Consider the following 14,517-nt stretch of genomic DNA (forward strand, 5'->3'; position numbering starts at 1 on the left):
CTACGCAAGTACACCTTCTAGAAACTCTTTAAGTACACTTATCACGTAGTCTACCTCCTCTTTTGTATTATACTTTGAGAAAGAAAAACGCACGCTAGGCTTTTTAAGATCATCTTCAGATAAGATTTCTTGAAGTACGTGTGATCCTTTATCACTCCCACTCTGGCAAGCGCTTCCTTTAGAGCAAGCAATACCCTTCATATCTAATTGAAAAAGCAGCAATAATGCCTTTTCTGAAGCAATAGGTAAGCATACATTAAGTAATGTATATGTACTCTTCTCTGGATTGCTACAATTCCCATTAAGTTTTACACTAGGGATTTCTTTTTTAAGCCTTTCGGCGAAATAGGTTTTTACCCCTTTCACATAATTGCTCTCTTCTTCAAGATGAGTATATGCACATTGCATTGCTGTCTCAAGTCCTGCAATATTATGTACACCCTCTGTACCAGCTCGTAAACCACGCTCTTGTGAACCACCAAAGATAAGTGGCTTAAGACCACTATTTTTTCTTATAAATGCAAACCCTACACCTTTTGGCCCGTGAAATTTATGACCAGCAGCCGCTACAAAATCTACAGGAATCTCCTGAAGGTCTATAGCATAATGGCCAATGCTTTGCACCATATCTGAGTGTACCAGTGCTCCATATGATTTACACATAGTCGCGATTGCTTTTATGTCTATCATATTACCCACCTCATTATTAACGTGCATAAGGCTCACGAGCGTTTTTGCATCATTTGATACGAGCATTTCTTCTAGCTTTTTTTCGTCTGGAGTACCACATTCTTTTAAGGGAACGTACTCTAGTAAAATGTTATAAGTTTTTGCTGCTTCTTCTGCTGCGTGTAGCACTGCGTGATGCTCTATACGAGAGGTAATAATGCGTTGTACTCCTAGGTCTCGAGCTGCACTATTTATGACAAGATTATCTGCCTCTGTACCTCCAGATGTGAAAATAATCTCTCCCGCGGTAACATTAAGAATCTTTGCTATGGTTTTACGTGCACTTTCTACGTGACTTTTTGCGGTGCGACCTACGGCGTGTGTAGAAGATGGATTACCAGGCACCTCTCTCATAACTTCCATCATACGTTCTAATACTTCTTGACGTATTTGAGTGGTTGCAGCATTATCAAAATAAACCTGAGACATAAACGTTATTCCTTAGGGATTAGTCTACAAAAATAACTAAAATATCCCGACAGCTCTTACACTTTAGCGTTTCTATATGATGAGCAAGCTTGTACCGAAGCGGCACATTGTAACTAGTAAGTGCAGGGTGTTAATGCTGTTTAAATAACTTTTTTCGCGAAAGCGTAATTACATCTCTTTACCCTATTTTTGTCATAAACATAATTTATATGAAAAAGCTTCTAGCCTTAGTTATCCTTTCTTTTATCGCTACCTCGTGTGACGATGGTGATCTTATTGTCACAGAGATAGATTTTGATGATCTTGAGCTAGAACTTTGTACAGATAGCGAGTATGTGTTTTATAAAATTAACACAAGTACTAACGAGACGCTAGCGCTACAGTTTACAACCTCTCAAGATATTTTTGGGGGAGTAGATGAACTTGATGACATTACACTCTCTGGTGATGACCAAGTTTCATACAGACGTTTTAATGACGCGGTATCTAGTGATTACTTTTGTAGCCTTATACCACCTGCAACACCGGTGGTGGCAGAAGAGTTTATAAGTACAGAGGGAGAAGTGCTCATTACAAGATCAGGGACCGAAACTGATGAGGATGGCATACCTTCTGAGATAGAAGACCCAGAAGGTGTCGCGGGTACTGCAGATCTTAAGGATACTGATGAGGATGGCATTCCAGACATATTAGACTCTGATGATGATGGTGATAACGTACCTACCGAGCTAGAAGGTGTGGTTCTCAATGTAGATGGGACTGCTATAGATACAATGCTCTCTAGAGATACAGATGGTGATGAGATACCAGATTACCTTGACCCAGATGATGATGGTGATGGAGTGCTCACACGCAACGAAGATGCAAATATGGATCTCAACCCAGCAAATGACAACTCAAACCCCGATGCGCCTACCGAAGATGATTACTTAAATCCAGCTATTGCGGTAGAGACCACTGTAGATGAGTATCGTGATAACGAGTATGTTATTACAGACTTCCAGATATCTATATTTACAAGGTTACTTGTCTATATAAACCCTGCAAACCAAGATGAGCAGCGTGATGAGTCTACTCAAAATTTTGGGGTATATACATCACCAGACGTTGTTATAACAGAAAAGCCAGATTTTAACGAGTAGTGGCGTTTTGGTAGAGGTAGACCTCGGTTGCTCCTGCTCCATATTTTTGAAAATCTGCATCATAAAATTTAATACCGTCATATCTACGTAGTAAAGTATAGAGCTCCTCTCGCAGTACGCCCTCACCTACTCCGTGTATAAAAACCATTTTTGGAATGCGCTTTCGTATGGCAAAATCTAGTTGACCTCTTGCCGTATCAAGCTGTAGGGTGAGTATCTCATAATTGCTCATACCACGCTTAGATTTTACAAGTTTATTAATATGTAGATCTACCTCAAACATAGGAGCATTGCGCTCTTTTGCAGAGACTTTTGGGGCTTGTCGTCTTTTAGGCTGCTCTTTTTCAGAGATTACACTATCTGGTACATAAGCAAGATCACGGTTAAGTCTATCATCTATAATGGGTATGAGTTCGCTTTCGCGAAAGCGTAAAATAAACCCATCACTATCTTCTACAAGTATCTCTCCATCTACCGTCTCTACTACCAGACCTTCAAAATCGTCATCTAGTGCTTGTACGCGTGTTCCTTTTACCATAACATAGAAGTATTAAACCTTATAGGTAAAAATAAGCATTGTGTATAAAATGAATCTAGATACTGACTTTATACTGCTTTCTCATAATGCATAAAATATTGCATTTTTTATCGCATAAGGAGGGCTATCTCCTCTAATAGTTATTAAATTTGAGAGCGCTTGCATAATAACTGAAGCGTTTACACACTTAGAGTGAACTGAATGGAAGAATATATGCTACCCTGTATTAATAAGAAATACCTCGGATATGAGTGTATGGGGTGTGGTATACAGCGTTCTATTGCTTTAATACTAAGAGGTGAGTTTGTAGATGCATTTTATATGTACCCTGCCATCTATCCTTTAATTACACTCTTACTTTTATTAGTACTCAATCACTTTATAAGTTTTAAATATGCTAATAAGGGTATCATAATTTTAGCTATATTGACAGTCGCTACAATTATTGTGAGCTACATTATAAAAATGACAACTAACTAATTAACCACTCAAAAAATGGAAAAACAAAAATTACCTAATGTAACGATATCTCTTGTACTAGGGATTATATCATTTGTTGCTTGTTGCTGTTCTGCTGGATTAGGAGGAATAGTACTTTCTGGTATTGCTTTCTTTTTACTTAAGAAAGACGAAAAGTTACTAATGGAGAACCCTGAAATTTATGATAATGCAGGACAATTTAAAACGGCAAAAATTATTGCTATTGTAGGTCTTATACTAGGTGTAATTTCGCTTTTATGGTCTGTTTATTCTATCGTTTCTATGGGAGGATGGGATGCATATATGGAAAGTCAACGTGAGATGATGGAACAAATGGGACTTCCTACAGAATAATTCATTTATGTAAAAGATGAATTAAAGTAAAGAAAAAAGCCGCTTCATAACTGAAGCGGCTTTTTTACTTTATATCATTAAGAGTTATTACTTCTCAAATTGCTTAAGCGTTTTTGTAATAATCGCAACACATTCTAGTAATTGCTCTTTAGTCATTACAAGCGGTGGTGCAAAACGTATGATATTACCGTGGGTAGGTTTTGCTAGTAATCCATTATCACGTAAAGCGATACAAATATCCCAAGCGGTAGAGCTATCTTCTGTATCGTTAATAAGGATAGCGTTAAGTAATCCTTTACCACGTACACCATTTACAATAGAGCTTGTCTCTATAAATTTTGCAAGCTCTGCTCTAAAGAGTTCACCTAGCTCTTGTGCATTATCTGCAAGCTCTTCATCTTTAATAACTTCAAGTGCTGCAATACCAATAGCCGCTGCAACCGGATTTCCTCCAAAGGTACTACCGTGATTACCAGGCTTTATTACACCCATAATATCATCATTTGCTAGTACTGCAGATACAGGATATGCGCCTCCAGATAAGGCTTTACCTAGTATTAAGATATCTGCTTTTACCTCTGGTGTACCAGAACAGTGCTTATCTAAACAATCGCAGTTACCACAGGTAGCAAGTAAACGTCCTGTTCTTGCTATACCTGTCTGCACCTCGTCTGCTATGAAGAGTACATTATGTTTTTTACACAGTTCTTTTGCCGCTGCTAGGTAACCCTCACTAGGTACATATACCCCTGCTTCTCCTTGTATAGGCTCTACTAGAAAACCTGCTATATTAGAACTGCTGTTAAGTGCTTCTTCTAGGGCTTTAAGATTATCATACTCTATTTTAATAAATCCTTTTGTGTAAGGACCAAAGTTTTTACGAGCCACAGGGTCGTTAGAAAATGAGATGATGGTTGTGGTTCTCCCGTGAAAGTTGTTCTCACATACTATAATCTCTGCCTCGTTCTCGTCTATTCCTTTTACCTCATAAGCCCACTTTCTACAAAGTTTAAGAGCTGTCTCTACTGCCTCTGCACCTGTATTCATAGGTAAGAGCTTGTCATAGTTAAAAGTCTCTGTAGCATACTTCTCAAACTTACCTAGCATATCGTTATAGAATGCTCTTGACGTAAGTGTAAGTGTTTGTGCTTGACTTGTCATTGCTCCTACAATTTTAGGATGACAATGACCTTGATTTACTGCCGAGTATGCAGATAAAAAATCAAAGTACTTTTTTCCTTCTACGTCCCAGACGTAAACGCCTTCTCCCTTTGAAAGTACAACTGGAAGCGGGTGGTAGTTGTGTGCTCCGTACTTGTCTTCGAGAGCGATTGCCTGTTGTGATGTAAGTTGATCAACAGTGGCCATAATTTGTAAGTTTTTTTAATCTATAATTTACAATTCCTAATTCTTAACAATTATGTCAGAGGAGAGAAATCAACCTCATAAAACATAGTACAACTGTGTATTATGTCGTGTTTTATATGCATTTCATCTTTAACGTCTTGATGCTTCTAGAAATAAAATAGCACCCTAAGTAATCGAAGTACATTTGACTAAACTAAAATAATTAATCAAAATGGACTATCTCAACGATTTACTTAAAAACTTAAGTAGTGGTGATTACTTAATCAACGCACTTGTCGCTATACTACTTCTTATAGTAGGTATATTTATAGCAAAGCTACTCAAAAAATTAACTGCAAAGATCATTAAAAAGAGTGGTCTTGATGAGAAATTAAAAAGTGACACCATCACTTTATCAAAATTTATATCAAAACTAGTTTACTTACTAGTAATGATATTTGTTTTTACACTTGTGCTAGGTCGTTTAGGTCTTACCTCTGCCCTAGATCCTCTTAAAAATATGCTGGATGATTTTCTAGGCTTCATACCTCGCATAGTAGGTGCCGGTCTTGTAACATACATAGGGTATATGCTGGCAACAATCGTTGCAGAGTTTGTAGGAATGTCTGGAGATACCATACGTAAAGCACTGCCTAAATTAAAAATCTCTACTAAAATTGATGTTGTAAACATCCTTAAAAAAGTAGTTTTCATTTTTGTGTTTATACCATTACTTATAGTAGCACTTAATATATTAGAGATGGACTCTATCTCTATACCGGCAACTACAATGCTATCTAGCTTTATGGCAGCCATACCAAAAATAGCTGTTGCAGCAATCATACTTCTTGCCTTTACAATAGGTGCTCGTTTCTTAAGTGGTCTTGTAAAAGATCTTCTTAACGGGATGAATATGAATGCTACGCTTCAAAAAATGCAACTTGATAAAATGACGGGTAACACAAATGTGGTAAACCTTATAGGTAACATTGTTTACTTTTTTATCCTCCTTTTTGGTATCACTACCGCTATAGAAAAGTTAGAGTTTAAACAACTTTCAGAAATCTTTGCAACTATAAATGTATATGGTGGTAAAATATTATTTGGACTTGTTATTCTAGTAATAGGTAACTGGATTGCAAGCATCGTTTATAAAAATATGGCAGCCAAAGAAAATGCTTTCTTAGCATCTATCGTACGTATGGCTATCATCGCTATCTTCCTTGCAATAGGGTTAAGCACTATGGGCATTGCAGATGAGATTATTAACCTTGCCTTTGGTCTTACACTTGGTACTATAGCACTTACAGTGGTTCTGAGCTTTGGTCTAGGAGGTAGAGAAGCTGCAGGAGAGCAAATGAAAAAAATCTTACATAAGTTCAACAATAAAGTTGACTAACACCTCATAAATAATTCCCTCAATAATTAGGCTACTATATTTTTATAGTAGCCTTTTTTTATGCTCTAGTGATTACAAAACACAAGAAGCGTCATACTTTACAAACTATTGATAATCTCTTATAATTTTCGGAAAATAGCTTTAATATAAATCCTACTTTTGCCACTATGGGTAGACGTAAAACTAATCGTAAGATTTTTGAAAATATAGCCGTAACAGATGCCGGCGCAAAAGGTAAAGCCATAGGTCACGCACCAGATGGTAAGGTGTTATTTATAAACAACGCTGTACCAGGAGATGTGGTACACGTACAGACTACAAAAAAACGTAAAGCCTACTATGAGGGTACTGCAACAGAGGTGGTTACGCTTTCGCAAAAGCGTACAGAACCACAATGCCAGCACTTTGAGTTTTGTGGTGGTTGCAAGTGGCAGCATATGGATTATAAATACCAGCTTGAGTACAAACAGCAAGAGGTAGTAAATAATCTAACCCGCCTAGGAAAAATTGAATTACCAGAAGTTACTCCTATTGCCGGAAGCAAAGAGCAGTACTTCTATAGAAATAAAATGGAGTTTGGATTTTCTGACTCAAAATGGCTCACACTAGAGCAAATAAAAAGTGGCGAGGTGATAGAAGATCGCAACGCCCTTGGTTTTCATATTGCAGGTATGTGGGATAAGATACTTGATATTGAAAAATGTCACCTACAGCGCGACCCTAGTAATGCTATACGTAATGGTATAAAAGAATTTGCTACCGCAAATGATATGGCTTTTTACAATGCCAGAAATCAAGAAGGTCTTTTACGCACGCTTATGATACGCACCTCTACTACTGGGGAGCTTATGGTACTCGTACAGTTTTATAAGGAAGATGTACAAAAAAGAGAACTACTTCTTAACTACATAAAAGACACCTTTACAGAGGTTACATCTTTACTATATGTAATTAATGGTAAGGGCAATGACACCATTTATGATCAGGAGGTAATTTGTTATGCAGGGCGTGATCACATCTTTGAAGAGATGGAAGGTCTTAAGTTTAAGATCAATGCTAAGTCCTTTTACCAGACTAACTCAGAGCAAGCGTACGAGTTATATAAAATTACAAGAGACTTTGCTGGCCTTACAGGTAATGAGCTTGTATATGACTTATATACAGGTACAGGAACTATCGCACAGTTTGTTGCAAAAAAAGCTAAAAAAGTGATAGGTGTAGAGGCTGTACCAGATGCTATCACCGCTGCAAAGGAAAATGCAAAACTCAATGGTATAGAAAATGCTGAGTTCTTTGTAGGGGATATGAAGAAGGTTTTTAACTCAGAGTTTATTGCCACACACGGTGAGCCAGATATTATAATAACAGACCCACCTAGGGATGGTATGCACAAAGACGTTGTAGACCAGATATTAAATATCTCACCTCAAAAAATTGTATATGTAAGCTGTAATAGTGCAACACAAGCAAGAGATCTTGCGTTACTAGATGACGTGTATAAGGTAACTAAGGTACAACCTGTAGATATGTTTCCTCAAACTCATCACGTAGAGAATGTTGTACTTTTAGAGAAAAGATCATAATGAAAAAACTCTTTTATATACTGTTACTCATTATATGCTTTGGGCAAAGCGCCTGTGAGCGTGATGACATTTGTGCAGAAACTACACCCACTACCCCACTGCTTATTATAAAGTTTTATGATGCAGACAGCCCTTCAGATCCAAAAGCTCCTAATAATCTTGCTATCGTAGCAGAAGGATCTATACCAGAAGATACAGGCTTTACAGTGAGTGCAGGCATAGACAGTATTGCTATCCCTCTACGTACTATAGAAGATGTTACAACCTACTCATTTATAATAAACTCTCAAGAAGAAGATGACGAGCCTATAAATGTAGATGACCTAGTGTTTACCTACATACGCGATGAGGAGTATGTAAGCAAGGCTTGCGGCTTTAGAGTGATATATGACGAGTTACTAGCAGAACTAGTTCCTCAAGATGATGGCACTTGGATACAGAATATTATAATAGAAAACCCAACGGTAAATGATCAAGTTGAAGCACACATTAGTATTTTTCACTAGCCTACTTTTTACCGTTATATCTGCTGGTGTTAGTGCTCAAGATATAGGAGAAGAAGCTATAGCAGTTGATACAGTAGCAAAAGTCCCTACAGATTACTACGGCCTCAGAGTAGGTATAGATTTATCAAAACCTGTACGATCTTTTCTTGATGACAATTACACAGGCTTTGAAGTAGTAGGCGATTTTAGAATAAAGAAAAACTACTATCTAGCCGCAGAGTTAGGCAACGAAACCAAAGTAACAGATTTACCCAATATTGAGAATACTACAAAAGGTAGTTACATAAAAGCCGGTTTTAATTACAATGCTTATGAGAACTGGTTTGGGATGAATAACCTAATCTATGCAGGTGTACGTGCTGGTTTTTCTAGTTTTAGTCAAGAGCTAGACAGCTATACCATATACACTACAAATCCCCTTTTTGGTGATGACACAAGACTAGACTCCCAAGATTTTTCTGGACTCAATGCTACTTGGCTAGAGCTTAAATTAGGTCTAGAAGTAGAACTTTTTAGCAATATCTACCTAGGTGTTAATGTTCAGATTAAGAGATCTATCACAACAAAAGACCCAGATGGATATGCAAATCTTTATATTCCGGGCTTCGGTAAAGTTACCGAAGACTCTACGGTAGGTGTGGGTTATGGATATACGCTATCATATCTTATCCCTATTTTTAAAAAGTAGGGGATTAATTACGCTTTCGCGAAAGCGTACAACTATTCATTATCATCTTGGTACTTAGCCTTCTTGCTTCCCTCGTACATCTCATATTTAACCAGACGACTTTCTAAACTACCGTTAAAACACTTAATTTTTCTACTAGGTCTAAGCCCCACGTGCTTAAGTGACTCCATATTAGAAGTAATCATCCAGGCGTGAGATCCAGGATAACCACCTTTAAGTGTATCACCTATCTCTTTGTAAAACGCTTCCATCTCTATAGGTAAACGCTCACCATAAGGTGGGTTAAACACCATTTGTAAGAAGTCACTACCTTGTTTTTTAGTTTCAAAAAAGTTCTTCTCACTTATAGTGATAAAATCTGAAAGCTGCGCGTTTTTTACATTTTCACGAGCCTTCTCTACGGCAGATGGTGCTTTATCATAACCAGTAATCGTGTATCTAAAATCTTTAACACGTTTAAGAGCAGATGCCTCTATGAGTTCATACAGATCTACATCCCAATCTCCCCATTTTTCGAAAGCAAATTCTTTTCTATTTAAGTTTGCAGGCACATTACAGGCTATCATTGCAGCCTCTATACACATTGTACCAGACCCACACATAGGATCAAGAAAATCTGACTGACCGTGCCAGCCACTCATTATAATTAAACCAGCCGCGAGTGCTTCGTTAATAGGTGCTATGTTTGTTGCAGTTCTGTAACCACGGTGGTGTAATGATGCGCCACTACTATCTAGTGACAATGTACACCAGTTGTCTTGTATATGGACGTTGAGCCTAAGATCTGGGTGCTTAGTATCAACACTAGGACGTACGTTTTCTTCTTTTCTAAATTTATCTACAATAGCATCTTTAGTTTTAAAGGCAACATACTGCGAGTGTGTAAATGTATTACCGCTTACAGTTGCATTAATCGCAAAGGTCTTCTTTACATCTAGATATTTCCTCCAGTTTATGCGTTGCATACGTCTATAGAGATCATCCTCATTCATCACCCTAAACTCGGCAATGGGCTTTAAAATTTTAATAGCGGTACGACAGCACAAATTTGCTTTGTACATAAACCCCTTATCACCTTCAAAAGAGACATTACGCGTCCCTATTTCTACATTTCCAGCGCCTAAGTTTCTAAGCTCTTCTGCTAGAATTTTTTCAAAGCCAAAAAACGTTTTGGCCACCATCTTAAAGTTTTCACTACTCTTACTCATATGCCGCAAAAATACGTTAATTTTACCGCCTTAACGACCCAAAACTTCATTCCATTTGCTTGCAATTATTCTTCCCATCATAGCCGTCTTAATAGGACTCACATTTGCACTTATTTTTAAGCCAGCTGTAAATAATGGGATTAAGCTTTTACTTTCTTTTAGTGGAGCTTTTTTACTTTCAGTAGTCATATTTGAATTTTTGCCTGAAGTATACAGTAGTAATAATTCTAACATTGGGATTTTTATAATGCTAGGCTTACTTATTCAGATCATCTTAGAATTTGGATCTAAAGGGGCAGAGCACGGTCACGTTCACCATAAAGATGAAGGAACGTTTCCTATATTATTATTTATAAGTCTTTGCTTACACTCTCTTATAGAGGGTTTCCCACTTGCCGAAAATCAAGATTTACTATATGGAGTTATAGTTCATAAAATTCCCATTGCAGTTATTTTATCTGCTTTTTTATTAAACTCAAAAATGTCTACCATACAAACAAGCATTTTTCTAATCATATTTGCTTGTATGACACCGCTAGGAGCTTTCTTAAAGACACAGTCATCACTTCTGGAGACTTACAGTAGCGAAGTAAATGCATTAGTAGTAGGAGTATTATTACACGTGTCAACAACCATACTTTTTGAATCTTCAAAAAATCATCAGTTTAACGCAACAAAGCTTGGTGTAATTTTAATAGGTATAATTATCGCATATTTCTTATAGTTATGTACTCTAAAGAAGAAGCTAAAAAAGTACGGAAGCAGTTTTGGATTTTCTTTGCAAAAAGATATCCCCGTAAATGGATACTTTATAACACAGGAATAAAAGACGTAACCTTAAAATTTGATTTTACTAATGGCTATGCCTTGGTGGCTATAGATTCTGAATCTAATGACGAAATTGATAAGGCATACTATTACGAAAAACTTCTAAGTCTAAAATCTTTACTACTGGAAGAAGTGTCTCCTAATCTTATTTTTGATGATGAATATCTTCTTGATAGTGGAAAGGTCATCTCTAGAGTTTACATAAGACTCGAAGGAGTGAAAATCAATAATAAAAATGACTGGCCAAAAGTTTTTGACTTTTTATATGAGTATATGTCAAAACTGGAGCTATTCTATCTAGAATATCAAGACTTTATAAAAGACTAGTTGTAATTTCAGTCGCATATATACCCTATACTTTTAAGATTAGAATTCAGAGTGAGTGTATTTATATCTCTTAATAAGTAATTCTTTAGTAGCGCCTATCCTTCATAGCACCTGGTTACAAACATTCTAATATTTCTTACCGTTTGGATAGCTCTATAAGCGACCTGTAACTCTATGTAGTAAAGGATACTTAAGAATGGTAAACAAGTAATTTGAGATTTATAAACTATAAAAGATAATGCTCGATTTAATACAGCATTAAATTTAGATCTCTCCAATATATACGCCCATCACACCCGCACAAAGATATCTGTATTTTATAACCGTAAAGAAGGAATAGATAATAAGGCCGCCCTACATTACTCAGATGAGAGCTAATCATAGTGCCTCTATTATGTAATTCTAGAACTACATATATGTAAACAAGAGATTATCTTTGATTTTCTTGTATAAAAAAAGCTCCAACACATTTCTGTATTGGAGCTTAAAAAGGCGGCGACCTACTCTCCCACGAGTGCAGTACCATCGGCGCTGGCGGGCTTAACTTCTCTGTTCGGAATGGGAAGAGGTGAGCCCCGTCGCTATAACCACCTTAGTTTTAGAATAAAATGATATAAAATCATCTTAAACTCTTTCGCTCAAGGCGAAAGAAAATATCTTAACATAAANACTTTACAAACTATCTTTTGAAAATAATTTGAAATAAATTTTAAAGCCAATTAAACAAACATTTATAAGAACTACCGCTCACATTTAAACGGACGGCAAAGATACACAGAAGTTCAAGTCTGACAAGAAAAAATGGGAAATATTTCTAAAATCGCTCTCAAAAACCCAACTACAACAGCTATTAAAACCATAGAACGCTGATATACTATTAATTGAAATTAAAACACCTTTCGCGAAAGCGTAAAAAACTTTGTCCTATATATAATGTAAAACAGATTACCTAGTTATTGTAAACCTACATCGAACATCCTATCTTTGCTTCTTATAAATAATCGAACTATGATCAATATCACTTTGCCAGATGGCAATGTAAAACAGATAGACAAGGGAGCTACTCCTATGGATGTCGCAAAGAGCATCAGCGAGGGGCTGGCGCGCAACGTTATTTCTGCAAAATTTAATGGGGAGACCGTAGAGACCTCTACCCCACTTACAGAAGATGGATCGATTACCTTATTTACCTGGAATGACGATGAAGGGAAGACTGCTTTTAGACACTCTTCTTCTCACGTGCTTGCTCAAGCTATATTAAAGTTATACCCTGGAGCAAAACTTACTATAGGCCCAGCTATAGAAAATGGTTTTTATTATGATGTTGATCTAGGTGATCAAACTATTTCTGATAAAGACTTTAAGAAGATAGAAGATAAGATGCTCGAGATTGCTCGTGGAAAGCACGATTTTAAAATGCGATCTGTAACAAAGCAAGAAGCTCTTGACAAATATAAAGGTGAAGGAAATGAGTTTAAGGTAGAACTTATTGAAAATCTAGAAGATGGTACTATCACTTTTTGTAATCACGACGACTTTACAGATTTATGTCGCGGGGGACATATACCTAATACAGGTATCATAAAAGCCGTAAAGATTATGAGTGTTGCTGGTGCATACTGGCGTGGTGATGAAAACAAACCACAACTTACTCGTGTTTATGGAACTTCTTTCCCAAAACAAAAAGATCTTAAGCAATACCTAGAACTTCTAGAAGAAGCAAAGAAGCGTGACCACAGAAAACTAGGGAAAGAACTAGAACTATTTACCTTCTCACAGCGAGTAGGTCAAGGTTTACCTTTATGGCTACCTAAGGGAGCTGCTTTACGTGAGCGTTTAGAAAACTTCCTTAAGGCTGCACAAAAGAAACAGGGTTACGAGATGGTGGTATCACCACATATAGGGCAAAAAGAACTCTATGAAACATCTGGCCACTATGCAAAGTATGGAGCAGACAGTTTTCAACCTATACAAACACCTAACGAGGGTGAAGAGTTTTTACTCAAACCTATGAACTGCCCTCATCACTGTGAGATATATAACAGTCGCCCGTGGAGTTATAAAGAACTACCTAAGCGCTTTGCAGAGTTTGGAACCGTATATCGATATGAGCAGTCTGGAGAGCTACACGGTCTTACGCGTGTAAGAGGATTTACTCAAGATGATGCACACATATTTTGTACACCAGACCAGCTGGATGAAGAGTTTATGAAAGTAATAGACTTGGTACTTTATGTTTTTGGCTCATTAGGGTTTGAAGACTTTACAGCTCAAGTCTCTTTACGTGATCCAGAAAATCCAGATAAGTATATAGGAGAAGACGAAAACTGGGTAAAAGCAGAAAGTGCCATTCTTAACGCTGCAAAAGCAAAAGGGCTTAACTATGTTGTTGAAACTGGTGAGGCAGCATTTTATGGACCTAAGCTAGACTTTATGGTAAAAGATGCCTTAGGTCGCAGCTGGCAACTAGGGACTATACAGGTAGATTACAACTTGCCTGAGCGTTTTGAATTACAGTACAAAGGGAGTGACAATGAGATGCACAGGCCGGTAATGATACACCGCGCCCCTTTTGGCAGTATGGAGCGATTTGTTGCTATATTATTAGAACATACAGGCGGTAATTTCCCACTTTGGCTTATGCCACAGCAAGCTACAATTCTGACATTGAGTGAGAAATATGAGAAATATGCTCAGAATGTATTAAATTTGCTAGAAAATCACGAAATTCGCGCTCTTATAGATAACCGAGGCGAGACTATGGGTAAGAAAATACGGGAAGCAGAGATGCAAAAACTTCCGTTTATGCTTATTATAGGAGAGCAAGAGGAAAAAGATGGCACAATATCTGTAAGAAGACACGGTGGTGAGGATTTAGGTAGTATGACTATTGACGCTTTCGCGAAAATTGTATCTACCGAGATTGCATCGACAATGAAAACATTTGATTAAGTTTAAT

Annotated in this window: 14 protein-coding genes and 1 rRNA gene; 10 read left to right on the forward strand and 5 right to left on the reverse strand. The window is 37.1% G+C overall.

Features of this window, described 5'->3' with window-relative positions:
* A complete protein-coding gene (locus tag ACJJVM_RS03085) occupies positions 1–1,158 on the reverse strand; it encodes a cysteine desulfurase family protein (protein ID WP_405210770.1) in 1,158 nt (385 codons plus the stop codon).
* Between the two features lie 209 nt (positions 1,159–1,367).
* On the opposite strand from ACJJVM_RS03085, the gene ACJJVM_RS03090 reads away from it, so the two are divergent.
* Entirely contained in the window at positions 1,368–2,300 is a 933-nt protein-coding gene (locus tag ACJJVM_RS03090; protein WP_405210771.1) for a hypothetical protein, read from the forward strand.
* Here the strand turns inward: ACJJVM_RS03090 and ACJJVM_RS03095 are convergent.
* Positions 2,290–2,838 carry a Smr/MutS family protein gene (locus ACJJVM_RS03095; protein WP_405210772.1) on the reverse strand — a complete coding sequence of 183 codons (549 nt, stop codon included), beginning with the start codon at positions 2,836–2,838 and terminating at the stop codon, positions 2,290–2,292. The two genes, ACJJVM_RS03090 and ACJJVM_RS03095, sit on opposite strands and share 11 nt — an antisense overlap.
* A 255-nt stretch (positions 2,839–3,093) precedes the next feature.
* Here ACJJVM_RS03095 and ACJJVM_RS03100 point away from each other — a divergent pair, with 255 nt between their 5' ends.
* Both ACJJVM_RS03100 and ACJJVM_RS03105 read left to right on the forward strand, forming a co-directional pair.
* Positions 3,094–3,318 carry a DUF2752 domain-containing protein gene (locus tag ACJJVM_RS03100; protein WP_405212163.1) on the forward strand — a complete coding sequence of 75 codons (225 nt, stop codon included), beginning with the start codon at positions 3,094–3,096 and terminating at the stop codon, positions 3,316–3,318.
* A 15-nt stretch (positions 3,319–3,333) separates the two neighbouring features.
* Complete coding sequence (locus tag ACJJVM_RS03105) at positions 3,334–3,672, forward strand: CCC motif membrane protein (protein WP_298354439.1); 339 nt, start codon at positions 3,334–3,336, stop codon at positions 3,670–3,672.
* Between the two features lie 87 nt (positions 3,673–3,759).
* On the opposite strand, the gene rocD is transcribed toward ACJJVM_RS03105, so the two are convergent.
* Positions 3,760–5,040 carry an ornithine--oxo-acid transaminase gene (rocD, locus tag ACJJVM_RS03110; protein WP_299151463.1) on the reverse strand — a complete coding sequence of 427 codons (1,281 nt, stop codon included), beginning with the start codon at positions 5,038–5,040 and terminating at the stop codon, positions 3,760–3,762.
* A 211-nt stretch (positions 5,041–5,251) separates the two neighbouring features.
* Between rocD and ACJJVM_RS03115 the strand changes: the two genes are divergently transcribed.
* The 4 genes from ACJJVM_RS03115 to ACJJVM_RS03130 all read left to right on the forward strand — a co-directional run bounded on the left by ACJJVM_RS03115 (position 5,252) and on the right by ACJJVM_RS03130 (position 9,195).
* A complete protein-coding gene (locus ACJJVM_RS03115; RefSeq protein WP_298354444.1) occupies positions 5,252–6,418 on the forward strand; it encodes a mechanosensitive ion channel in 1,167 nt (388 codons plus the stop codon).
* 167 nt (positions 6,419–6,585) lie between these two features.
* Positions 6,586–8,001: a 23S rRNA (uracil(1939)-C(5))-methyltransferase RlmD gene (rlmD, locus tag ACJJVM_RS03120; RefSeq protein WP_405210773.1), complete on the forward strand. Its 1,416-nt coding sequence runs from the start codon at positions 6,586–6,588 to the stop codon at positions 7,999–8,001.
* Positions 8,001–8,507, forward strand: a complete 507-nt coding sequence (locus ACJJVM_RS03125; protein ID WP_405210774.1) for a DUF6452 family protein — start codon at positions 8,001–8,003, stop codon at positions 8,505–8,507. Before rlmD ends, ACJJVM_RS03125 begins: the two co-directional genes overlap by 1 nt.
* The gene (locus tag ACJJVM_RS03130; RefSeq protein ID WP_405210775.1) at positions 8,470–9,195 is read left to right on the forward strand and encodes a DUF6048 family protein; all 726 of its coding nucleotides are present in this window, start codon (positions 8,470–8,472) and stop codon (positions 9,193–9,195) included. The genes ACJJVM_RS03125 and ACJJVM_RS03130 overlap by 38 nt, the downstream gene beginning before the upstream one ends.
* Positions 9,196–9,227: 32 nt before the next feature.
* On the opposite strand, the gene ACJJVM_RS03135 is transcribed toward ACJJVM_RS03130, so the two are convergent.
* Positions 9,228–10,376: a class I SAM-dependent RNA methyltransferase gene (locus ACJJVM_RS03135; RefSeq protein WP_405212164.1), complete on the reverse strand. Its 1,149-nt coding sequence runs from the start codon at positions 10,374–10,376 to the stop codon at positions 9,228–9,230.
* An 82-nt stretch (positions 10,377–10,458) separates the two neighbouring features.
* Here ACJJVM_RS03135 and ACJJVM_RS03140 point away from each other — a divergent pair, with 82 nt between their 5' ends.
* Positions 10,459–11,127 carry a ZIP family metal transporter gene (locus ACJJVM_RS03140; RefSeq protein WP_298354457.1) on the forward strand — a complete coding sequence of 223 codons (669 nt, stop codon included), beginning with the start codon at positions 10,459–10,461 and terminating at the stop codon, positions 11,125–11,127.
* A 2-nt stretch (positions 11,128–11,129) separates the two neighbouring features.
* Positions 11,130–11,558 (forward strand): DUF4268 domain-containing protein, encoded by a 429-nt coding sequence (locus ACJJVM_RS03145; RefSeq protein WP_298354460.1) that lies wholly within the window; start codon positions 11,130–11,132, stop codon positions 11,556–11,558.
* A gap of 487 nt (positions 11,559–12,045) precedes the next feature.
* Here the strand turns inward: ACJJVM_RS03145 and rrf are convergent.
* A 5S ribosomal RNA gene (gene rrf / locus ACJJVM_RS03150) occupies positions 12,046–12,153 on the reverse strand.
* A 413-nt stretch (positions 12,154–12,566) separates the two neighbouring features.
* Between rrf and thrS the strand changes: the two genes are divergently transcribed.
* Positions 12,567–14,510 carry a threonine--tRNA ligase gene (thrS, locus tag ACJJVM_RS03155; protein ID WP_405210776.1) on the forward strand — a complete coding sequence of 648 codons (1,944 nt, stop codon included), beginning with the start codon at positions 12,567–12,569 and terminating at the stop codon, positions 14,508–14,510.
* Positions 14,511–14,517: the final 7 nt, after the last annotated feature.

The sequence above is a fragment of the Dokdonia sp. Asnod2-E02 genome (assembly GCF_045063915.1).
GTDB lineage: Bacteria > Bacteroidota > Bacteroidia > Flavobacteriales > Flavobacteriaceae > Dokdonia.